Below are 26396 nucleotides of genomic sequence, written 5' to 3' on the forward strand. Positions count from 1 at the left end.
TCTTAGAGCATTAGCGACAGATATACAATAGTTTAATGAAACTAACGATTACGGTGATTTAAATAGAAAAAAAAAACATTACTCCTTAGAATAAGCAACTTAGAATAGAAGATGCATACAAATATAAAAAGGTATTAACAGTAGCTAACTATTATATTTAGAATCATTATAACTCCCCAAAAATTTCTATTTAATGTGTAACAGTTTTACATCATAACATCTAAATATACTTTTACTTAATTAAACATCACGAATTATATTCAAAGTTAAGAATGTCAGAATTAGTATTAAAAAAATCCTGGGATAATGAATTGTCCCAGGATTTTTGATGTATTAGTAAGTAGGAATTAATAGGTATGTTTATTGCGTTTATAATTGCCGTGATTGTCACTTTAGTTTTATCACGAAGAAAAGCTTACAAAGCGGCAGCAGAATAAAAAAGTAACTCTTGCGATATATTGCAAGGGTTACTTTTTTATTAAAGTTTTTGCTTACGCCATAAGAAAATACTTACAATAGTGACTAATATTAAAGAGATTCCTACAATAACCAGCCACGAAACGTAACTCTTATCATCAATAGGTAATGGAACGTTCATACCAAAGAAACTAAAGACAAGTGTAGGTAGTGTTAGTAATACCGTAAAAAGCGTTAATGTCTTCATAATATTGTTCATTTCATTTGAAAGTAATGAAGAATACGATGACGTGATACTTTCTAAAATACCTGTGTATAATTCAGTTGTTTCAATCGCTTGGTTATTTTCAATGACTAAGTCTTCTAATAAATCCTCATCTTCTTCAAAACGTTTAATTGCAGGCAAACGGAATAATTTTTTAATAATCGTATCATTCCCTTTTAAAGCTGCTAAAAAGTAAACCAAACTTTTTTCTACTTCCATTAAACGATAAAGTTGTTTATTCGTAATACTATTTTTCAAATCTCTTTCAATACGGATTCTTGATTTATTTAAAAGACGCAAATTTCTGTTATAGTGATTTGAAATCGTAAGTAAAATATCTAAAGCAAAGCGACTATGAAATTTTAAATTTACGTTATCTTGTCTTGAATAATTTTCAAGAAATTCATTTTCAGCATCACAAATTGTAAAAATCACACCATTTCCAATCACAATACCTAGAGGAATGGTAACAAATGAGAGAACATGACGATTCGTAGAACTTACAATAGGCAAGTCGACAATAATAAGAGAATAGCCAGTATCTTCATCATATTCAATACGTGCACTTTCATCTGCATCAAGAGGATCACGAATAAAATCTTCTGGCAGATTGTACTGTTCAATTAATTGCTCAATTTCTTCTCTATCAGGTTCGACAACATTTATCCATGATGCAGATTGGTTTATATTTGTTTCAACTATTTCATTAGTAGTTGAGTGTTTATATGCAGTCAACATAATCGATAGTTCCTTTCTTAGTCTTTATTTCGCTGTGTCAATATTTAAAGCTTTATATTGATGCTGAACCATGATTCTTAAAGGTCCATGATAAATAATTTTAAAAATATGATTGGTTAAATCTTCAACTGAAAGACGGTGGGGATCATTCACCCAAAATTTAACAGTAGATATTGTTGCACCAGCAACATAACTATGAAAATATTTTTCTGGTATACCTTCAATCTCATGATTTGTACTAATATATTTTTGCATATTTTCCCCGATTAAGGAATAAATTTTTTCTTCAAGTTTTGACTTCCTATTTAATTGTAAGATCGTTTGATAAAAAGTAATATTATCCGAAATATGTTGAAGCATATTTTTTAAAATAATATTAATAAAATTTTTAGCAGTATCTTCTGGATCTTTTCCCATAATATTATGAAGATGATTTAAGAATGTCATTTGAGAAATAAATTCATCTTCCATATCTGATAATAATAAATATTTATCTTCATAATGTAAATAAAAGGTACCTCTATTAATATCTGCACGATCTGCAATATCTTGAATTGTAATTTTTTCTAATTCCTTTTCATTTAATAATTCGATAAATGAAGACTTAATTGCTGACCTCGTCTTACGAACTCTCCGATCTTCTTTCATTCTGCATCAATCCTTTATAATTAATTAACAATATTAGGCATAATGTTCATTAATTAACGATATGATCATTATTGATTATTGTATTGAAGTGATAACCTCATTATAATTTACAACGTATTAAATATTCAACACATTGTTCAATAAATATAGGGAGGTAAGTAAAAATGAATATTTTTTAAAAGTAAATTACTATGGTTAGCACCAATTGCAGCTATTTTATTATTAGTGATATTCTCTTTAGTGTTTTATCCTGCATTCAATCCAAAACCAAAACAAATACAGATTGCAGTGGTAAATAATGACAAAGATATAGATATTCAAGGTAATAAAGTGAATATTGGTAAAACAATTGAAGATAAATTAATGGATAGTGATTCTGATATTGTTAAATGGATTAAAGTAGATAAAGAATCAGATATTAAAAAAGGGCTTAATGATCATGAATATTACGGCGCAGCTATTTTTAATAAAAATTTTTCAAAAAATGCAATGAGTAAAACGCAGTTGATTATTTGAAAAAAGGTGTATTATATTATTTAGATATCTAACTAAATAAGATAGGCACAAATAGAATATAATTATTAATATTGAGTTAGTGTGTTAGCATATAAAATGAAACACTATTCTGATACTATTTATATTAAATGCGTTGTTTGGTTTAACAGGGGCTGTATGGTCATTATTAATCGCTAAAACAATTTGTTCACTATTAGCAATGTTTATTGCATGTGTTTTAAGGAATGAGTTAACCTTGGACACACAAGCGTTAGTAGAAGAATAAAATAATTTGATATTAAAGCGAGCTATAAGGGAGGAGATCTCTTATTTAGCCCGCTTTAAATTTATATAAACGATGACATATGATAATAATTATTGTTAAATAAGTTATATTACTTTATTATTGTTAAATGAGTATTTTTTATAGGAGGACGTCAATGGTCATTTTAAAGCGAAGTTCTAAAGTAGCTATAGCGTTATTGATGATGTTCCTATTTTTATTCGTGCCGAGTATGACAAAAATAGCTTCTGCGCACGCTACTTTAGAAAAAACAACCCCAGCACAAAACGGTATCGTATCAAAACAACCAGATACAATCGAATTAACATTTAATGAGCCAGTAAATGCCGAATATTCAGGGATAACGATATATAATGATAAAGGAAAGAAAGTTGCTGATGTTAAACCGAGTACAATAGGACATTCAGATACTTTATCTTTCTCAGGCAAGCAATTAAAAGAAGGTACACAACAAATTAAATGGCATACTGTATCTGCTGATGGTCATGAAATTAGTGATCAATTTGAATTTTCAGTTGGTAAAAAAACAGCCAATGGTGTAGATACTACTCCTGTTGCATATGAAACGCCTGCATTTTGGTTTGGTGTGTTTAGATATATCGCTGAAGGCGCAACAATTATTTTAGTTGGTTTATATTGGTTAAACGGTATTGCACGTAGAAATAATTTATCAACATTTGATATTTTCCCTAGACATGTCGCTGTATCATTGATCATGATGATGGCATATATTATGTCACTTGTACTTTATCTGATGACTCTATCATCTGATATTTTGGATTCAGTTTTAACATTTAATCCAAGTGTCTTAATTCAATTCCCATATATACTGAGCGCTGTTGCTTTAATTATTTTAAGTGGATTATTTGTATTAAGAAATATGGAACGAACATGGTATTGGGCTATTTCGATAATTATGATTTTAGCTTTAAGTATGTCAGGACATGCTTGGTCTCAAAGTGCACCTGTTTGGTCAATTATACTTAGAACATTACACTTAGCTGGTATCAGTTTATGGCTAGGCGCATTAATTTATTTGTTTTCTTCAGTATTTACTAAAAAACGAGATGCAGTTGATTTATTGCGAGAAATCTTATTTAAAGTGAATGGAGCTGCTGTTGCAGTTATCATTATTACTGGTATATTAATGTCGATTGATGAAACTAAAATTTTATCAATATGGTCTAATATGCAAACGTGGACAATATTATTAATAATTAAAATCGTAGGAACATTAATGATGATGGCTTTAGGCTTTATGCAAACAACGCGCGCCTTAAACAAACGTTATAGAATTAATAAAGTCTCTTTAATCGTAGAAGTTTCTATTGGTATCATTTTAATACTTGTTGGTGTTATTATGAGTCAAATTAATATTCCATAAAAGGAGATTGTAAAATATGTTTAAAAAATTATTAGCTTCAGGTTTAGTGTTCTTCTTTTCACTAGGTTTATTTAAATATGCTGATGCACATGTAACGATAAATCCAAAAGCAGTTGAACCTGGATCTTATGAAAAAGTGGATGTTCGAGTACCTGTTGAACAAAAAGATCATACTGAAAAAGTCGAATTAGATATTCCAAAAGAAGTACAAGTGTCAAATATTCAACCCGTAGAAGGGTATAAATATAGTTTAGATAAAGACAAAAAAGGTAATATCACAAAAATTACCTGGAAAGCGAAAGATAAAGGCATTGGTCCTAATGAATTTATCGAATTCCCACTTCTTGTAGAAAGTCCTAAAGAAGAAGGCACATATTCATTTAAAGCTGTGCAGACATACGATAATAAAGATAAGGTAAAATGGACGGGTAAAGCGAATAGTGAACATCCTGCTCCAACATTGGAAGTGGAAAAAAATGCAAATGCTGTAACTGTTAAAGAAGACAACGCTAAAAAAGATGAAAGAAGTCAATCATCTTCAGGTGGTTCTATCGCATTGTGGATTATTTCACTTGTTGCCATTATTTTATCTTTAGTTGCATTATTTAAACATGCAAGAAATAAATAAGACATATAATAAAGTGACTTCTAGTGCTTGCTAGAGGTCATTTTTCATAACATGATTTGATTACAAAATTTTGTCACTTTAAAGACGAAGATAATCGATTATAATAATTGAAGTAAGGGAGGATTTTTTATGCGCAGATTATTATATGCTTTTTTAGTCTATATGATTATTGGACTTGTAAGTGGATTTTACTACAGAGAGTTAACGAAAGCACATGATTTTACGGGCGATACGCAACTAGCGCTTGTTCACACACATACATTAATATTAGGTATGTTTATGTTTTTACTTTTACTTCCGCTTGAAAAAGTATTTAAGTTAAGTAGTTTTTATTTATTTAATTGGTTCTTCATTGTATACAATGTTGGTGTCATTATTACTGTAGGAATGATGCTAACAAAAGGCACTTACCAAGTCACTGGAAAAAGTTTTTCACCAGAAGCATTTGCTGGATTTGCAGGTATCGGTCATACAGGAATGCTTGCTGGCTTATTATTACTTTTCTTTTTACTAAGACAAGCCATTTTAAAAGAACCGAGAGATTAAAATAATAATTTGAGACACAATAGATTCAAACCTATTGTGTCTTTTTTTATAATTAAGAATAAAGAGACTAAAAGAGGAGGACGTTTTAATGATTCATTATTCAAATCATCCACCAAATGTTAAAGATTATTGTGAATTAAGAGCAAAAGCAGGTATGAGTCCTAAATCAGAAACAGCAGCAAAAAAAGGATTACCCCATGCATGCTTTAATATTACTATTTATGAAGAATCAACATTGATTGGGATGGGTAGAGTGATTGGAGATGGAGGAACTGCATTTCAGATTATAGATATTGCTGTCCATCCATATTATCAAGGACAAGGTTTTGGGAAAGAAATCTTAAAACAAGTGATGTCATTTATTGAAAATCATGCAGAAAAAGGGACATATGTCAGTCTGATTGCAGATTATCCAGCTGATCAATTATATAAGAAGTTTGGATTTCAATCTACCGAACCAAAATCTGGTGGAATGTTTAAAAAATATTAAAGAAAAGAGATGAGATTAAATTAAATTTCTTTTAAGTTTGTTATTTTATGTCTAGATTACGCTTTACGTAGATATTCTAAATAAAAATCTTTAGGTGATGGCTTCTAGATTAAAAAATATAAGTGAATTTTTAATTTTTAATAAGCTAAATAAATTCTGAAACAATTATTTGAAGTGCATCTAGTATATAAGTTAAATATATTATTTAATAAAATATTCATAAAATAATATACACATATAAAATGAATGATGATAATATATAAATGAACAAATACACCTATTGTTCAGTACAATATAGTAAATGATTGTGAAACATTGAGTTATAATATAGTTTTTAAATAAAAATGTTTCATCATTTACACCTATACAGCTAAGAATAAACATCAAGAATAGGAGTGAATAATCACTGTGAATTATCGAGAAAAATTACAGAAGTTTAGTATCCGCAAATATACAGTCGGTGCTTTTTCAACTGTTATTGCGACATTAATTTTCTTAGGTTCACCTCAAGCACACGCCAGTGAACAACTACAAAAAGATGGACAAGTGATTCAAGCAAAAGCTAGAGACCAAGAACAAACTTCAAATGAGACAAGTAACAAGCAAGTTCAATCTAACACAGAACCTAAAGCTTCACCTGTATCTGAGAGTCAAAAAGGAAACAATGAAACTTTAAATAAAGTTCAGACTACTGATACATTAACAAATGATTTAACATCATTTTCATCTCAAAACGAAAACAAAGATACATCTCATACAACAACAGATTTAAAAGAAAACAATGAAGCTAAATCTCAACTAAATAAATTAGATGATATAAATGTAACCGAGGTGAATGAAGGACATAATCATGACAACCGTAATCGTACTCGTTACGAAGATAGAGAAGCATCAGATGATACTCTAGTATCTTCAACTTCAACAACAATTGATGGTGATAAACTTCAAGCAGCTTATGACCGTTCTTACGCTGAATATCAAAAAATTGATAGAGAACAATCTGATAATAAAAAAGTTGCTCAAATTAAATCGACGTTCAATAAAGTTAATCATTTCTTTAGTGAAAATAACAATTCAAATCAAACATTAATTAATGAATTATATAAGGAACTAGAGCAAGCTAATGCATTAATTGAATCACTGCCACAACGACAAGTAAGAACTATTAGTACAAGAGCAAATAGAGAAGCACGTGCTGTAAGATCAAGTAGACGCCCTGTACGTGGACAAGGTGGAACGAGACCCCCTAGCAATACTGCTAACACTTATACACCACCAGTAGTTCATAACTCTAGACCAAAACCTGGCTCAAAAATAAAAAAGAATTCAGATTTGTATAATAATGCTAAAAAAGAATGGTATGTAGAAAATGAAAATGATGGTTCCGGTTATTGGTCAGGAACGTTTTTACATGCGACAAATAAAAGTGCACCATATTACACTACACGCTCACATTATCGAAATATGAGTCCATCTAGTGTTAGAGGTATTGCAGAAATTTCATCAATTAGACAAAATGATGGATATTTATGGACGATTAATTTTAATAAGTATCATATTAAACGTAATGGCATGGTATTTTGGTTTGGTTTACCAAAAGGTCAAACGCCGACAGGACCAGTTCGTTTTACAGTTACAGATGTCAATGGCCGAGAAACAGCATCATCTGGTGCTGGAGATGGTAGAGACCAATCATTATCAAGAATGTGGGATTCTGCTGGTGGTATTACATCAAGTGCATATAATTTCAGACAAGGTAATCCTTTGAATAGAAGTGAGTTCTATAACGATTCAGTTAATCATATTTATAATTTAGGGGATTTTGCACGTGGTAATGAAAATCAACCACTTACATTCTTTGAAAGAGAAGGTGTTCCAAATAAAATTAAAGTAGCTGGAGACGATATTTATCGTTATTTAACTGCGCAAGTAGATCATAATCAAGGTATTGATCATATCTATGCATTTCAAGCTAGAGGAACAGATAGTTATACTATTCAATTTAAAACGTCTGGTAGCTCACAAGATAGATTATATTATGCAGCAGGTGGTAGAGGGATTGAATTTAATGAAATCAACAACTATAACCAATTATATTTAGAGCCACTAGAACAGTATAATGATCGTAAAACTAAAATTGTAGATGTTATTGATCGCGTACTGCATATTGACCATGTTGAATCGGCTTATGATGTGCCAGAGCGTAGAATAATGAAAAAACATTACTTAGATAGCGATTTCGCTACACACGAATATGCTGAAGATGTTGCAAGTTATCTAAGTAACCCTAGTGATCATGTAATGGGTTTATTCCCTAGAGTGCCTACTGATCGTTATAGAGGTAATTTTGGTGTGAATCCACTTAACTCTTATGAAATTCATGAAATGTTTTCTGAAGAAAAATTAAAAGAGGCTGCGAGAACGGGAAGACCAATTGAAATTTTTGTTGGGTTTAATGTAAGTGATGCATACCATAATGGTGAAACAATCAAAAAAGTAAATTTATTTGTCAAACCAAAGTTAGAACAATCTATTGGATTCTATTCAGATAATGCACCCGATAATAAAGAGAATTCACCTGAATCACAAGCTGCACATCATGCTGTCTTTTTACAACAAGAAGGTCAAATGCTTAATACAGTGACTAATGGTAATAATAAGGATTATCATCAAAATATTCGAATTCAATTTAAAAGTAACGAGTCTGCAAATGTATGGGAAATCTCTGGATATCCACCCTCTCTACGAATTGAAGATGCAGTAGATAGACCCAATACAGAACTTGAGAAAAATAAAGTATTGGTTGGTCAATTGCCACCAGGACGCCATGTGATGACAGCGAGAATTGGTAATGAAACTAAAATCTTTGAAGTCATTGCCAAACCCAATCCGCCAGTTATTTCAACACTTGCGACACAATTAGGACAAAAAGGTGGTAAAAAACCAACTATTACAGTGACACATGTACCACAAGATGAGAGAGCAAAAGTACGTTTAGTTTCAGGTGGTACAGATGGTGCAGGTCCTGGCACATCACCTTTAGGCTATACTGTACTCGCGGAAAAGATGGCAAACTTAGATGGCACGGTGACATTTGAAGAAAGTGATTATACTAATCCTTTACCTAATAATGGGGTTATTAGAGCAATTACATACTATGAAGATCCAGTGCAATCCAACTTTAGTAATTCGATTAATGTAGGACTAGATACTACACCGCCAACATTTAGCAACGTAAGAGGTCTTCAAGATAAATATTATCGTGGAGATAACGTTAATATTTCAATTCCTGTTTCTGATAATGCATATGGTTCAGGTGTGGAAGATGCATCTATCACTGGAAATAGTGGTTTACAAGCGGTATTCAATAGAGATGCTTCTGGAGACGCAGGTACTTTAGTGATTACAGGAACAATTTCGAATGATGTAACGTGGAATAGTGACATACTTGTTCAACCCGTTGCTCATGATAGAGCAGGCAATACTACCAATGTAAGCCCATATCATCTTCATATTGGAAAGTTATCTGATGATAAACCAGTTCAGTTGTTTAGTCAGCAAGAATTGAAAACAGTGGTTAATCCTAATAGTATTTCGCAAAGTGAAAGAAATGATATCATTAACTCGCTTAAAGCTAAAAATAGTAGTTTGACATCATTTTTAAGTACATTTAATCCGTACATGGTTAATAATGATGGTAGAGTAGTCTTGACTTTTAAAGATGGTTCGACTCGTATAATTGATCCGGCTCAAGTGATTACATATAGACCTCAACGTAAATCAATATATACTGAACCAGGTAGTTCAAATACAAAAGAAGCATTTATCACAATTGCTAAAGGTCAAGAGTATACAATTGGACCTGATTTAAGAAAATATTTCTCATTAAGTAATGGACAAGATATTCCTAATAATTCGTTTACAACTATTAATGGTAGTTCAATACCATCACCTCAAGCAATAAGTCGTCTAAATGCTGGTATTTATACTTATAACGTAGATGCATTAAATGCTTACAACCATAGTTCAGAACGTTTGACAATTAAAGTTAACGTAGTTGATGTCAATACATTAGCAGAAAATCAACGTGTTTATCGTTCAACAACTAAAAATTTAAGTAATGATGAAATTACACAAGTTAGAAATGCCTTTAAAGATGCTAATCCGCAATTAAATTTAAATGATAGTGATATCAGAATTGAAAACGATGAACCTTTAAGTAATCATCCAAGTCGTGTAAGAGTAACGATTACTAAAGGTGAATTAACAAAACAATTCATTTCAACATTTGATCATATGGATTTCTTAAAATGGATAAATTTACGTAATGATTATACTGTGACTTGGACAAGTCAAAAACTTAATGGAAGAGGCACAGATGGTGGATTTGAGTGGTCTCCAGATGGTAAAACAATAATTTATCGATATGATGCAACGACTGGAAGAAGAATAACAGGCAATGACGTATTATCACTTTTAAGAGCAACGCCTAAACATGCAGGGTTAAGAAACCATATAGAAGGTCAAGAAAAAATGTTAACAGAATCAGGCTCAGCTCGTGGATTTAAACCTGTAGGATATTCTAAAGGGAATAGTATATATTCGGATGAAGAACATCCATTTACATATGATGGTCAACCTATTCAAGTATTAGACATCGTTGACAGCAATACTGGATATAGCAACTCTGCCGTTGCACGCAGTGACTACAGACATACAAGTAGCAATTCGACAGTGATCAGTGGTGATATTCCAGCCATGAATGGTGCTGCTGGTTTTCATTTAGATAAAATACTTAAACAAAATGGTACTGATAATGGAATTATGGGTGCGATAGATAAACAACAATTGTATTTAACGCCTTATGGTGCAAAAAGCTATATTGAACGCCTTGGACAATCAATGTCATCAACAGACAATGTGATTAATATCGTATTTGTACCAACTGATAAAGTAACGCCAAATATTGTATTAGATGATTATAATGATCATGTTGTATTTTCAGTAGAAACTTTCAGAAATACACTTACATTAACTGATAACTTTGGTATTAAAAATGTTACTGTACCTAATGACAGTCAAATACCTATGAATGTATTAAACCATTCAACATTAAGTGGTGTTGCCCCTAATGTATCTACTCCAATGTCTAAACAAGTAAAGGTTAAAGTAACAGATGGTAGTGATAACGAAACAACGGCTGTATTTAATGTATTAATCAAACCATTAAAAGATAAATATAGTGTCATGACAACTGCTGATGAGTCACATCCAATACGTATAGCAAATATTAGTAACAATGCAAGTTTATCTGAGACAGATAGACAAGCTATTTTTAACAGTTTAGATATTTCGAAATCAATTACCAATAGAAATTACGTTACAGATGGCAGTAATGAAATAAGAAGTAGGGAAATTAGTAATGTTCATCGTTCAGGTAATAATGCAAATGTTGAAGTGACTATCACTTATGCAGATAATTCAAGAACATCCATTACTGTACCAGTAAAACATGTCATTCCTAATATCAGAGGAATAGAATTATTTACAGTACAAGGTCAGCCATTCCCAAGTGGTAAAGGAACAAATAATAATGACTTCTTCGTTATAAACAATGATCAACCTTTGACAGATGCTACTGTGACTTGGATTGGTAATGGACCAGATATTAACTCTACAACAGTAGGTGTCCCACAAATTTTAAGAGCAAACATCTTATTTGATGGTGAAACAACACCCATTGAAAAAGAAGCACACTATAGAGTAGTTAAAGCGAAACCAAAAAGAGTATATCAAACAACAATAAATGGTAATTTCTTATCTTCAAATGAAGGTTTGTCATCTAATGTAGGATCGTTTGTAGAAGGTATTGCAAATTATTTACCATCGGGTACGAACTTCGATTGGGCACCTGGTTCTGGACAACCTTTATCAAATAGTCCAGGTATTTTTACAGAAACAATTAACGTGATATATCCTAACGGTCAAGTAGACCCAGTTAATGTATTGTTTAAAGTGAAACCAACTACGCCTTCAATCGACACTTTAAGTACAAAATATAAAGCTGATTTATCTGGACAATCTATTAAAGTAAATAATGTTCCAAATAATGCACAGGTTAAACTATATACTGAAGATGGTAGAGAAATGAGTAATACAACTATGACTAGAAATCGTGATGGTTCAGTGTCTATTACAATTCCAGGAGTATTACCACTTGGTAATATTAAAGCTAAATCAATTATCACGGTTGATCATGTAACGATTACTGAACAAAATAATAGTGGTTCTGTTGTGAACTCAACACGTTCAGAATCAATAGAATCAGATTTAAGTGCATCTTCACCTGTAACAAAACAACTTGAAGCGGTAGACGGCGGATTAAAATTTGTTAAAGGGGACAACATTGATTTAAATAATCCTAGAACTTACATTAACTCTAATTCAGATATCATACGAGTAGAATGGGAACAGAATGCTAATCAATGGAAAAACACAATTGGTACTACAACTAAACGCGCCATTGTCACATTGAGTAATGGAGAAACGAGAACAGTTTCTATTCCAGTAACCATTTATGCACCAGCCACTGCTAAAGCACCACAACGTGATGTGGTCGGTCACGCGTTAACTTATGGCGATGACGCAGCAAATTATGTGACATTTGAAAATAATTATATGAATGGGGCTACAGTGACTTGGAAAAATAATAATGCTCCAAATAATAATATTGCTGGCGTTCAAAGCTTAACTGCTGAAGTAAGGTATAACGGTATTAATCACGTATATAATGTGCCAGTAAAAGTATATGAATATAAATATAAATTTAAAAAATCAGAGTATAGTACGATTGTAGGAACAAGTTTTGAAGGAAATGGAAATATTAATAATTATGTCGTATTAGAAAATGCGAATGGTTTACCTACAGATGGTTTCCATTTTGTTTGGACTCAAAACACCACAGCTTCTCATAGCGAACAATGGTCAAATTTAGCACATCCAAATCAAGCTTTTAAAAAAGAAGCGAGATTTGAAGTATTAGATAACCAAAACCATGTATTCTTTACTTCTGATCCAGCAATATTTAAAGTGACAAATGCAGTTCCAAATCCAGCAACTGTTACACAAAATGATGTTGGTGATGTAGTCATTTCACCAGGGGTAGGTAAAAACTTAGGCGTTAATGCTGGAAATATAATTGTAAATCCAGATAGAATTACTGTTAAAAAAGGAAATCAAGTTATTGGCACATTTATCAAAAATAACACAGGCAAATGGACAAAAGCGAGTGATTCTATAAACACGCCTGGTTTATCAGTTTCTCCAGATGGTAATGAAATTATTTATGACAAAATGTCAGTTCCAAATGATACGTTGATTAACACCGAATCAACGACCGGGAATGGAGAATTGACTAGTGAAGCTGCTATAAGTGCGACTTACAAAGTTAAGCCAGCAACACCATCTAACACAACATTTGCATTTAAACAAAATGGTGAGTTCGAAGTTATTCCAAACAATGCTAATGCATCAACAACAAAAAATCCTACAGATAAAGTTAAAATTAGCTATGTAGAAAAAATTGGTAATAGTACAGAACAATCTAGAGAATTAATTGTAACTAAAAATAATCAAAATCAATGGTCGATGAATAATCAGCTAGATTATGTAACACTTGATTCTAGAACAGGTAAAGTGACATTTAAAGCTAATTCTTTAAAACCGCATGTACTGATTAATACAGAATCTATTGCTGGAAGTGACGATAATTTCAGTCATAATACAGTTGGAATTGTGGGACCAGAACATCATGATGTTATCATTCATGAGATAGTCAAAGAACCTGGTGAAAGAGTTAGTAATGAGGAACTTAATAATGCGATTAATGTAGATAATAAAGATCATGCTAATGTAAACGAAGGAGTAAGTTTACCTACAAATTTACAGAGTGATACAACGCAAACAGTACCAACACGTATTACTTATAGAGATGGAAGTATAGAAATTGTAAATGTACCAATTAGAACCCATGCAGATAAATCGAGCATTAGAAATGCTTTACCTAAACTTAACGCACAAGGAGACACTAATGGTAAAACACCATCAAGTGTGAATGCATATAATAATGAAATGCAGCATTTGCATGATGAAATTGAAGCAGTTCGAAGAAAAGCTAATGAAGTGTTATCAAATGATAGAGCAACAAATACTGATGTTGCAAATGCGACAAATAATATTAATGATGTCTCATTGAAAATTCAACATGCAATTTCATTACTACAAAATAAAGCAGATAATAGTGCTTTAGTTGAAGCAAAACGTCAACTTGATGTAGCAACAGCAGAACAAGATCCAACGCCAGGAATGACGCCAGCAACAGCAGATAACTATAGAGCGAAAAAAGCAGAAGCAGAACGAATTAGTTCAGAAGCTCAAAAAGTAATAGATAATGGTGATGCGACAGTTGAAGAAATCAGAAATGAGAAAGTAAAAGTAGAAGAAGCATTAACTCAATTAACTGAAGCAAAAAATGCATTAAAAGCAGATAAGTCAGTGTTAGAACAAAAACGTCCAGGATTAAATCATGTGGGTGTTACCGAAGGTAAACAACCAGCGAGCGTGACTGCATACAATAATGAAATGACTAAAATTCATGATGAACTTGAAGCAGCAAAAACAGAAGCAGATAGAGTGATTCATGATGACAATGCGACACCAGCACAAGTAACAGCGGCTATCGCAAAAATTGACGCGGTACAACCTAAGTTAAACAATGCCATTAGTTTACTTCACGACAAAGAAAATAACAGTGAATTAGTGAAAGCAAAAGCGAAATTAGATGCAGCGACTAGCGAGGAAGATCCAACACCAGGAATGACGCCAGCAACAGCAGATAATTATAGAGCGAAAAAAGCAGCAGCAGAGCGAATTAGTGCAGAAGCCCAAGGTGTGATTAACAACGGTGATGCGACAGCTGAAGAAATCAGAGATGAGAAAGCAAAAGTAGAAGAAGCATTAACTCAATTAACTGAAGCAAAAAATGCATTAAAAGCAGATAAGTCAGTGTTAGAACAAAAACGTCCAGGATTAAATCATGTGGGTGTTACCGAAGGTAAACAACCAGCGAGCGTGACTGCATACAATAATGAAATGACTAAAATTCATGATGAACTTGAAGCAGCAAAAACAGAAGCAGATAGAGTGATTCATGATGACAATGCGACACCAGCACAAGTAACAGCGGCTATCGCAAAAATTGACGCGGTACAACCTAAGTTAGATAATGCCATTAGCTTACTTCACGACAAAGAAAATAACAGCGAATTAGTGAAAGCAAAAACAAAATTAGATGCAGCGATTGGTGAACAAGATCCAACACTAGGAATGACGCCAGCAACAGCAGATAATTATAGAGCGAAAAAAGCAGAATCAGAACGAATTAGTTCAGAAGCCCAAAGCGTGATTGACAACGGTGATGCGACAGCTGAAGAAATCAGAGATGAGAAAGCAAAAGTAGAAGAAGCATTAACTCAATTAACTGAAGCAAAAAATGCATTAAAAGCAGATAAGTCAGTGCTAGAACAAAAACGTCCAGGATTAAATCATGTGGGAGTTACCGAAGGTAAGAAACCAGCGAGCGTGACTGCATACAATAATGAAATGACTAAAATTCATGATGAACTGGAAGCAGCAAAAACAGAAGCAGATAGAGTGATTCATGATGACAATGCGACACCAGCACAAGTGACAGCGGCTATCGCAAAAATAGATGTAGTACAACCTAAGTTAGACAATGCCATTAGTTTACTTCACGACAAAGAAAATAACAGTGGATTAGTGGAAGCGAAACGTCAACTTGATGAAGCAACGGCAGAACAAGATCCAACGCCAGGAATGACGCCAGCAACAGTAGATAACTATAGAGCGAAGAAAGCAGCAGCAGAACAAGTAAGTGCAGAAGCTCAAAAAGTAATAGATAATGGTGATGCGACAGTTGAAGAAATTAGAGATGAGAAATCAAAAGTAGAAGAAGCATTAACAGCATTAAATCAAGCGAAAGATGATTTAAGAGCAGATAAAACAGAATTACAACATAAACTTCCAGAATTAGATCAACGTGGCATTACCGAAGGTAAAAAACCAGCAAGCATCACTGCTTATAATGAAGCTCTAGGAAGAATACAAAGTGAAATTGAAGAAGCTAAGACGAAAGCACAAGAAGTGTTAAATAAAGAAAAAGCAACACCAGCAGAAGTGAGAGAAGCATTAGACAAAGTGAAAGCAGTCTTACCAAAACTTACTGAAGCGATTAGTTTACTTCACGACAAAGAAAACAATAGTGAATTAGTGAAAGCAAAAACAAAATTAGATGCAGCGACTAACGAGGAAGATCCAACACTAGGAATGACGCCAGCAACAGCTGATAACTATAGAGCGAAGAAAGCAGAAGCAGAGCGAATTAGTTCAGAAGCCCAAAGCGTGATTGACAATGGAGATGCGACAGCTGAAGAAATCAGAGATGAGAAAGCAAAAGTAGAAGAAGCATTAACTCATTTAACTGAAGCGAAAAATGCATTAAAAGCAGATAAATCAGTGCTAGAACAAAAACGCCCAGGATTAAATCATGTGGGAGTTACCGAAGGTAAAAAACCAGCGAGCGTGACTGCATACAATAATGAAATGACTAAAATTCATGATGAACTGGAAGCAGCAAAAACAGAAGCAGATAGAGTGATTCATGATGACAATGCGACACCAGCACAAGTGACAGCGGCTATCGCAAAAATAGATGTAGTACAACCTAAGTTAGACAATGCCATTAGTTTACTTCACGACAAAGAAAATAACAGTGGATTAGTGGAAGCGAAACGTCAACTTGATGAAGCAACGGCAGAACAAGATCCAACGCCAGGAATGACGCCAGCAACAGTAGATAACTATAGAGCGAAGAAAGCAGCAGCAGAACAAGTAAGTGCAGAAGCTCAAAAAGTAATAGATAATGGTGATGCGACAGTTGAAGAAATTAGAGATGAGAAATCAAAAGTAGAAGAAGCATTAACAGCATTAAATCAAGCGAAAGATGATTTAAGAGCAGATAAAACAGAATTACAACATAAACTTCCAGAATTAGATCAACGTGGCATTACCGAAGGTAAAAAACCAGCAAGCATCACTGCTTATAATGAAGCTCTAGGAAGAATACAAAGTGAAATTGAAGAAGCTAAGACGAAAGCACAAGAAGTGTTAAATAAAGAAAAAGCAACACCAGCAGAAGTGAGAGAAGCATTAGACAAAGTGAAAGCAGTCTTACCAAAACTTACTGAAGCGATTAGTTTACTTCACGACAAAGAAAACAATAGTGAATTAGTGAAAGCAAAAACAAAATTAGATGCAGCGACTAACGAGGAAGATCCAACACTAGGAATGACGCCAGCAACAGCTGATAACTATAGAGCGAAGAAAGCAGAAGCAGAGCGAATTAGTTCAGAAGCCCAAAGCGTGATTGACAATGGAGATGCGACAGCTGAAGAAATCAGAGATGAGAAATCAAAAGTAGAAGAAGCATTAACTCATTTAACTGAAGCGAAAAATGCATTAAAAGCAGATAAATCAGTGCTAGAACAAAAACGCCCAGGATTAAATCATGTGGGAGTTACCGAAGGTAAAAAACCAGCGAGCGTGACTGCATACAATAATGAAATGGCTAAAATTCATGATGAACTTGAAGTAGCGAAAACAGAAGCAGATAGAGTGATTCATGATGACAATGCGACACCAGCACAAGTAACAGCGGCTATCGCAAAAATAGATGTAGTACAACCTAAGTTAGACAATGCCATTAGTTTACTTCACGACAAAGAAAATAACAGTGGATTAGTGGAAGCGAAACGTCAACTTGATGAAGCAACGGCAGAACAAGATCCAACGCCAGGAATGACGCCAGCAACAGTAGATAACTATAGAGCGAAGAAAGCAGCAGCAGAACAAGTAAGTGCAGAAGCTCAAAAAGTAATAGATAATGGTGATGCGACAGTTGAAGAAATTAGAGATGAGAAATCAAAAGTAGAAGAAGCATTAACAGCATTAAATCAAGCGAAAGATGATTTAAGAGCAGATAAATCAGTGCTAGAACAAAAACGCCCAGGATTAAATCATGTAGGTGTTACCGAAGGTAAACAACCAGCGAGTGTGACTGCATACAATAATGAAATGGCTAAAATCCATGATGAACTTGAAGCAGCGAAAACAGAAGCAGATAGAGTGATTCATGATGACAATGCGACACCAGCACAAGTAACAGCGGCTATCGCAAAAATAGATGCAGTACAACCTAAGTTAGATAATGCCATTAGTTTACTTCACGACAAAGAAAACAACAGTGAATTAGTGAAAGCAAAAGCGAAATTAGATGCAGCGACTAGCGAGGAAGATCCAACACTAGGAATGACGCCAGCAACAGCAGATAATTATAGAGCGAAAAAAGCAGAAGCAGAGCGAATTAGTTCAGAAGCCCAAGGTGTGATTAACAACGGTGATGCGACAGCTGAAGAAATCAGAGATGAGAAAGCGAAAGTAGAAGAAGCATTAACTCAATTAACTGAAGCAAAAAATGCATTAAAAGCAGATAAGTCAGTGTTAGAACAAAAACGCCCAGGATTAAATCATGTAGGTGTTACCGAAGGTAAACAACCAGCGAGTGTGACTGCATACAATAATGAAATGGCTAAAATCCATGATGAACTTGAAGCAGCAAAAACAGAAGCAGATAGAGTGATTCATGATGACAAAGCGACACCAGCACAAGTAACAGCGGCTATCGCAAAAATAGATGCAGTACAACCTAAGTTAGACAATGCCATTAGTTTACTTCACGACAAAGAAAATAATAGTGAATTAGTTGAAGCGAAACGTCAACTTGATGCAGCAACGGCTGAACAAGATCCAACGCCAGGAATGACGCCAGCGACAGCTGATAACTATAGAGCGAAGAAAGCAGAAGCAGAACGCATTAGTTCAGAAGCTCAAGGTGTGATTAATAACGGTGATGCGACAGCTGAAGAAATCAGTGATGAGAAAGCGAAAGTAGAAAAAGCATTAACTCAATTAACTGAAGCAAAAAATGCATTAAAAGCAGATAAGTCAGTGTTAGAACAAAAACGCCCAGGATTAAATCATGTAGGTGTTACCGAAGGTAAACAACCAGCGAGTGTGACTGCATACAATAATGAAATGGCTAAAATCCATGATGAACTTGAAGCAGCAAAAACAGAAGCAGATAGAGTGATTCATGATGACAAAGCGACACCAGCACAAGTAACAGCGGCTATCGCAAAAATAGATGCAGTACAACCTAAGTTAGACAATGCCATTAGTTTACTTCACGACAAAGAAAATAATAATGAGTTAGTGAAAGCAAAAACAAAATTAGATGCAGCGATTGGTGAAGAAGATCCAACGCCAGGAATGACGCCAGCAACAGTAGATAACTATAGAGCGAAAAAAGCAGAAGCAGAGCGAATTAGTTCAGAAGCCCAAGGTGTGATTAACAACGGTGATGCGACAGCTGAAGAAATCAGAGATGAGAAAGCGAAAGTAGAAAAAGCATTAACTCAATTAACTGAAGCAAAAAATGCATTAAAAGCAGATAAGTCAGTGCTAGAACAAAAACGCCCAGGATTAAATCATGTAGGTGTTACCGAAGGTAAACAACCAGCGAGTGTGACTGCATACAATAATGAAATGGCTAAAATCCATGATGAACTTGAAGCAGCGAAAACAGAAGCAGATAGAGTGATTCATGATGACAATGCGACACCAGCACAAGTAACAGCGGCTATCGCAAAAATAGATGCAGTACAACCTAAGTTAGATAATGCCATTAGTTTACTTCACGACAAAGAAAACAACAGTGAATTAGTGAAAGCAAAAGCGAAATTAGATGCAGCGACTAGCGAGGAAGATCCAACACTAGGAATGACGCCAGCAACAGCAGATAATTATAGAGCGAAAAAAGCAGAAGCAGAGCGAATTAGTTCAGAAGCCCAAGGTGTGATTAACAACGGTGATGCGACAGCTGAAGAAATCAGAGATGAGAAAGCGAAAGTAGAAGAAGCATTAACTCAATTAACTGAAGCAAAAAATGCATTAAAAGCAGATAAGTCAGTGCTAGAACAAAAACGCCCAGGATTAAATCATGTAGGCGTTACCGAAGGTAAAACACCAGCGAGCGTGACTGCATACAATAATGAAATGGCTAAAATCCATGATGAACTTGAAGCAGCAAAAACAGAAGCAGATAGAGTGATTTATGATGACAATGCGACACCAGCCCAAGTGACAGCGGCTATCGCAAAAATTGACGCGGTACAACCTAAGTTAAACAATGCCATTAGTTTACTTCACGACAAAGAAAACAATAGTGAATTAGTGAAAGCAAAAACAAAATTAGATGCAGCGACTAACGAGGAAGATCCAACACTAGGAATGACGCCAGCAACAGCTGATAACTATAGAGCGAAGAAAGCAGAAGCAGAACGCATTAGTTCAGAAGCTCAAGGTGTGATTAATAACGGTGATGCGACAGCTGAAGAAATCAGAGATGAGAAAGCAAAAGTAGAAGAGGCATTAACTCAATTAACTGAAGCAAAAAATGCATTAAAAGCAGATAAATCAGTGTTAGAACAAAAACGCCCAGGATTAAATCATGTAGGCGTTACCGAAGGTAAAACACCAGCGAGCGTGACTGCATACAATAATGAAATGGCTAAAATCCATGATGAACTTGAAGCAGCAAAAACAGAAGCAGATAGAGTGATTTATGATGACAATGCGACACCAGCCCAAGTGACAGCAGCTATCGCAAAAATAGATGCGGTACAACCAAAGTTAGACAATGCCATTAGTTTACTTCACGATAAAGAAAATAATAGTGAATTAGTTGAAGCAAAACGAAGATTAGATACCGCAACTAGTGAAGAAGATCCGACACCAGGAATGACGCCAGCGACAGCTGATAACTATAGAGCGAAGAAAGCAGAAGCAGAACGCATTAGTTCAGAAGCTCAAGGTGTGATTAATAACGGTGATGCGACAGCTGAAGAAATCAGTGATGAGAAAGCAAAAGTAGAAGAAGCATTAACTCAATTAACTGAAGCAAAAAATGCATTAAAAGCAGATAAATCAGTGTTAGAACAAAAACGCCCAGGATTAAATCATGTAGGCGTTACCGAAGGTAAAACACCAGCGAGCGTGACTGTATATAATAAGGAAATGGCTAAAATTCATGATGAACTTGAAGCAGCGAAAACAGAAGCAGATAGAGTCATCAACGATGAACATGCGACACCAGCCCAAGTGACAGCGGCTATCGCAAAAATCGATGAGGTACAACCAAAGTTAGATAATGCCATTAGTTTACTTCACGACAAAGAAAACAACAGTGAATTAGTGAAAGCAAAAGCAAAATTAGATGCAGCGACTAACGAGGAAGATCCAACACCAGGAATGACGCCAGCGACAGCTGATAACTATAAAGCGAAGAAAGCAGAAGCAGAACGAATTAGTTCAGAAGCTCAAGGTGTGATTAATAACGGTGATGCGACAGCTGAAGAAATTAGAGATGAGAAAGGAAAAGTAGAAGAAGCATTAACAGCATTAAATCAAGCGAAAGATGATTTAAGAGCAGATAAAACGGAATTACAACATAAACTTCCAGAATTAGATCAACGTGGAACTACCGAAGGTAAGAAACCAGCAAGTATCACTGCTTATAATGAAGCTCTAGGAAGAATACAAAGTGAAATTGAAGAAGCTAAAGCGAAAGCACAAGAAGTGTTAAATAAAGAAAAAGCAACACCAGCAGAAGTGAGAGAAGCATTAGACAAAATAAAAGCAGTCTTACCAAAACTTACTGAAGCGATTAGTTTACTTCACGACAAAGAAAACAATAGTGAATTAGTTGAAGCGAAACGTCAACTTGATGAAGCAATAGCAGAACAAGATCCGACCTCAGGAATGACGCTAGCGACAGCTGATAACTATAAAGCGAAGAAAGCAGCAGCAGAACAAGTAAGTGCAGAAGCTCAAAAAGTAATAGATAATGGTGATGCGACAGTTGAAGAAATTAGAAATGAGAAAGCAAAAGTAGAAGAAGCATTAACTCAATTAACTGAAGCAAAAAATGCATTAAAAGCAGATAAGTCAGTGTTAGAACAAAAACGCCCAGGATTAAATCATGTAGGTGTTACCGAAGGTAAACAACCAGCGAGTGTGACTGCATACAATAATGAAATGGCTAAAATCCATGATGAACTTGAAGCAGCAAAAACAGAAGCAGATAGAGTGATTCATGATGACAATGCGACACCAGCACAAGTAACAGCGGCTATCGCAAAAATTGACGCGGTACAACCTAAGTTAGATAATGCCATTAGTTTACTTCATGACAAAGAAAATAACAGTGAATTAGTGAAAGCAAAAGCGAAATTAGATGCAGCGACTAGCGAGGAAGATCCAACGCCAGGAATGACGCAAGCAACAGCGGATAACTATAGAGCGAAGAAAGCAGCAGCAGAGCGAATTAGTTCAGAAGCCCAAGGTGTGATTAACAACGGTGATGCGACAGCTGAAGAAATCAGAGATGAGAAAGCGAAAGTAGAAAAAGCATTAACTCAATTAACTGAAGCAAAAAATGCATTAAAAGCAGATAAGTCAGTGTTAGAACAAAAACGCCCAGGATTAAATCATGTAGGCGTTACCGAAGGTAAACAACCAGCGAGTGTGACTGCATACAATAATGAAATGGCTAAAATCCATGATGAGCTTGAAGCAGCGAAAACAGAAGCAGATAGAATCATCAACGATGAACATGCGACACCAGCCCAAGTGACAGCGGCTATCGCAAAAATAGATGCAGTACAACCTAAGTTAGACAATGCCATTAGTTTACTTCACGACAAAGAAAACAACAGTGGATTAGTGGAAGCGAAACGTCAACTTGATGAAGCAACGGCAGAACAAGATCCAACACCAGGAATGACGCAAGCAACAGCAGATAACTATAGAGCGAAAAAAGCAGAAGCAGAACGAATTAGTTCAGAAGCTCAAAAAGTAATAGATAATGGTGATGCGACAGTTGAAGAAATTAGAAATGAGAAAGCAAAAGTAGAAGAAGCATTAACTCAATTAACTGAAGCAAAAAATGCATTAAAAGCAGATAAGTCAGCGCTAGAACAAAAACGCCCAGGATTAAATCATGTAGGAGTTATCGAAGGTAAGAAACCAGCAAGTGTGACTGCATACAATAATGAAATGGCTAAAATTCATGATGAACTGGAAGCAGCAAAAACAGAAGCAGATAGAGTGATTCATGATGACAATGCGACACCAGCACAAGTAACAGCGGCTATCGCAAAAATTGACGCGGTACAACCTAAGTTAGATAATGCCATTAGTTTACTTCATGACAAAGAAAATAACAGTGAATTAGTGAAAGCAAAAGCGAAATTAGATGCAGCGACTAGCGAGGAAGATCCAACGCCAGGAATGACGCCAGCAACAGCAGATAACTATAGAGCGAAGAAAGCAGCAGCAGAACAAGTAAGTGCAGAAGCTCAAAAAGTAATAGATAATGGTGATGCGACAGTTGAAGAAATCAGAAATGAGAAAGCAAAAGTAGAAGAAGCATTAACTCAATTAACTGAAGCAAAAAATGCATTAAAAGCAGATAAGTCAGCGCTAGAACAAAAACGTCCAGGATTAAATCGTGTAGGTGTTACCGAAGGTAAGAAACCAGCGAGCGTGACTGCATACACTAATGAAATGGCTAAAATCCATGATGAACTTGAAGCAGCAAAAACAGAAGCAGATAGAGTGATTCATGATGACAATGCGACACCAGCCCAAGTGACAGCGGCTATCGCAAAAATAGATGCAGTACAACCTAAGTTAGACAATGCCATTAGTTTACTTCACGACAAAGAAAATAATAGTGAATTAGTGAAAGCAAAAACAAAATTAGATGCAGCGATTGGTGAAGAAGATCCAACACTAGGAATGACGCCAGCAACAGCAGATAATTATAGAGCGAAAAAAGCAGAAGCAGAGCGAATTAGTGCAGAAGCCCAAGGTGTGATTAACAACGGTGATGCGACAGCTGAAGAAATCAGGGATGAAAAAGTAAAAGTAGAAGAAGCATTAACTCAATTAACTGAAGCAAAAAATGCATTAAAAGCAGATAAGTCAGTGTTAGAACAAAAACGCCCAGGATTAAATCATGTAGGTGTTACCGAAGGTAAAAAACCAACGAGTGTGATTGCATATAATAATGAAATGGCTAAAATTCATGATGAACTTGAAGCAGCAAAAACAGAAGCAGATAGAATCATCAACGATGATAATGCGACACCAGCCCAAGTGACAGCAGCTATCGCAAAAATAGATGCGGTACAACCTAAGTTAGACAATGCTATTAGTTTACTTCACGACAAAGAAAATAATAGTGAATTAATTGAAGCAAAACGTCAACTTGATGAAGCAACGGCAGAACAAGATCCAACACCAGGAATGACAGAAGTAACTGCGAATAATTATAAAGCTAAGAAAGTACAGGCAGAACAAGTAAGCAGAGATGCACAAAAAGTGATTGAAAATGACGATGCAACATCTGGGGAAATTGCGCAAGCAATAGCTAAAGTAAATGAAGCTACAGTTGCATTAAAACAAGCTAAACATGATTTAGTTCCAGACAAAACTTTATTGAATAATGCTAAAAACAATTTAGAAACAAGCATTAATCAGGTGCCTGAAACTAAAAATATGACTAGTGATTCTGTTGAAAATTATAGAAATAAATTAAGCCAAGCAAAAGATACATTAGCTAATGCACAAAAAGTTATTGATAACCCAACTTCAACAGTTGATGAAATTAATAAAACTATCGAAAATGTGAAACGTGCTAAAGATGAACTTGAACAAGCTAAACATGACTTAATATTAGATTATGATGCTATTATTAAAAAAATTAAACAACAAACTGATTTAACAGATGCTCAAAAGGATAAATTAATAGAAAAGACAAAAGCTTCTACAACTTCTGATGAATTAGAAAATATTAAACATAATACTGATTTATTAAATGATGCGATGAAACAATTAAAAGAAAACATCGCTGAAAAAGATAAAGTCAAAGCAAGTATTAATTATACTGATGGAGATAAAGATAAAAAAGATACCTATGATGATGCTCTAAAAGAAGCTGAAAAACTAATTAATGATGCAAAAAATCCTATTATTGATCCTAGCGTGATAAATCAACTTAAAGATAAGATAATTGATGCTAAAAATAATTTAAATGGTGTAGAAAAATTACAAAATGCTAGAAATAATGTTAAACACATATTGGAAAGCTTAAAACATTTGAACAATGCGCAAAAAGATGCGTTTAACAATAAGATAGATAATGAAAATTCACGTGATAATTTAGATATAATTATTAATAAAGCTAAAGAAGTGGATAAAGCTATGAAACATTTAATTGATGAAATGGCTGATAATTTAGATATCAAGCATTCTGTTAATTATTCAGAAGCTTCACCAGATAAAAAATCCGCTTATGATGAACTTATTAAAAAAGCTGAAGACTTAATAAATAAAGGTATTGGCACAAATGCATCACTTGAAGAAATTAATAAATTAATTCAAGATATTAAAAAAGCAAAATATGATTTAGATGGAAAACATCAAGTTGAATTAGCTAAACAAAAAGCTTTAGAAGAGTTAGAAAATGAAGTTAACCGATTGAAAGATGAAATTGACAACAATCCTAACCTTTCTAAAGAAGATAAAGAAAAACTTAAATCTAAATTAGAGCGTCTTCTTGAAAATGCAAAAGGTCAGATTAATAATGCAACTACATTAACAGACCTTAATAAGATTAAAGATAATACTCAAAAAGAAATCGATAAATTAAAAGCATTAATTGATGCTAAAACTTTGGCTAAACAAGAAATTATTGATTTTGCTAATAAAAAACATCAAGAAATTCTAAATAATTCTAACTTAACTGATGCTCAGAAACAAAAAGTGGTAGCTGAAATAGATAAAACTTTACAAAAAGTGCTTGAAAACATTGATAACGCCAATGACATCAATGAAATTAACCGTAAACTTAAAGAGGGCAAAGATAATATAGCGAAAATTGTTGCAAAAGAAATTACTAATGCGTTAATAGATAATAAAATTAAAGAAATTAAAGCACGCAAAGATTTAACAGATGAACAAAAAGCTAAATTAATTGATTATCTTGAAAAACTTAGACGTGATACGTTAAAAGAAATTGATAAATCACATATTGATGATATCGGTTCAATTATCCAACAATTAATGGACAAATTGAATATGCTTGATATTGATAAAATTGAAAACATCTTAAGTCATAACAATAAAGACAATAATCAAAATCAATCAAATGTTGACGGTATT

Annotated in this window: 6 protein-coding genes and 3 pseudogenes; 7 read left to right on the top strand and 2 right to left on the bottom strand. The window is 34.1% G+C overall.

Annotated features, from left to right (window positions below; translation table 11 throughout):
* Positions 1–478: 478 nt before the first annotated feature.
* Together NST64_RS02345 and NST64_RS02350 are read right to left on the bottom strand one after the other, a co-directional pair.
* The gene (locus NST64_RS02345) at positions 479–1420 is read right to left on the bottom strand and encodes a magnesium transporter CorA family protein (protein ID WP_002454917.1); all 942 of its coding nucleotides are present in this window, start codon (positions 1418–1420) and stop codon (positions 479–481) included.
* A 24-nt stretch (positions 1421–1444) separates the two neighbouring features.
* Entirely contained in the window at positions 1445–2068 is a 624-nt protein-coding gene (locus NST64_RS02350) for a TetR/AcrR family transcriptional regulator (protein ID WP_002488716.1), read from the bottom strand.
* Positions 2069–2236: 168 nt separating this feature from the next.
* Here NST64_RS02350 and NST64_RS02355 point away from each other — a divergent pair.
* The 7 genes and pseudogenes from NST64_RS02355 to ebh all read left to right on the top strand — a co-directional run.
* Positions 2237–2581, top strand: a pseudogene (locus NST64_RS02355) (YhgE/Pip domain-containing protein); the annotation flags it as partial.
* A 109-nt stretch (positions 2582–2690) separates the two neighbouring features.
* Positions 2691–2849, top strand: a pseudogene (locus NST64_RS02360) (MATE family efflux transporter); the annotation flags it as partial.
* Positions 2850–3003: 154 nt separating this feature from the next.
* Positions 3004–4251 carry a copper resistance CopC/CopD family protein gene (locus NST64_RS02365; protein ID WP_002454920.1) on the top strand — a complete coding sequence of 416 codons (1248 nt, stop codon included), beginning with the start codon at positions 3004–3006 and terminating at the stop codon, positions 4249–4251.
* A gap of 16 nt (positions 4252–4267) precedes the next feature.
* On the top strand, positions 4268–4879 hold the full coding sequence (locus NST64_RS02370) for a YcnI family protein (RefSeq protein WP_002488717.1): 612 nt from the start codon (positions 4268–4270) through the stop codon (positions 4877–4879).
* Positions 4880–5008: 129 nt separating this feature from the next.
* Positions 5009–5425 (top strand): DUF2871 domain-containing protein, encoded by a 417-nt coding sequence (locus NST64_RS02375; RefSeq protein WP_002454922.1) that lies wholly within the window; start codon positions 5009–5011, stop codon positions 5423–5425.
* Between the two features lie 88 nt (positions 5426–5513).
* The gene (locus tag NST64_RS02380; RefSeq protein WP_002448456.1) at positions 5514–5915 is read left to right on the top strand and encodes a GNAT family N-acetyltransferase; all 402 of its coding nucleotides are present in this window, start codon (positions 5514–5516) and stop codon (positions 5913–5915) included.
* A 408-nt stretch (positions 5916–6323) separates the two neighbouring features.
* A pseudogene (gene ebh, locus NST64_RS02385) lies at positions 6324–26111 on the top strand (hyperosmolarity resistance protein Ebh); the annotation flags it as partial.
* Positions 26112–26396 lie beyond the last annotated feature (285 nt).

Origin of the sequence: Staphylococcus sp. FSL W8-1268, assembly GCF_038003965.1 — a bacterium.
Lineage (GTDB): Bacteria > Bacillota > Bacilli > Staphylococcales > Staphylococcaceae > Staphylococcus > Staphylococcus hominis.

Coding starts and splice junctions, on each gene's coding strand:
- NST64_RS02345 (WP_002454917.1), bottom strand. CDS start 1,420: ATGTTGACTGCATATAAACACTCAACTACTAATGAAATAGTTGAAACA.
- NST64_RS02350 (WP_002488716.1), bottom strand. CDS start 2,068: ATGAAAGAAGATCGGAGAGTTCGTAAGACGAGGTCAGCAATTAAGTCT.
- NST64_RS02365 (WP_002454920.1), top strand. CDS start 3,004: ATGGTCATTTTAAAGCGAAGTTCTAAAGTAGCTATAGCGTTATTGATG.
- NST64_RS02370 (WP_002488717.1), top strand. CDS start 4,268: ATGTTTAAAAAATTATTAGCTTCAGGTTTAGTGTTCTTCTTTTCACTA.
- NST64_RS02375 (WP_002454922.1), top strand. CDS start 5,009: ATGCGCAGATTATTATATGCTTTTTTAGTCTATATGATTATTGGACTT.
- NST64_RS02380 (WP_002448456.1), top strand. CDS start 5,514: ATGATTCATTATTCAAATCATCCACCAAATGTTAAAGATTATTGTGAA.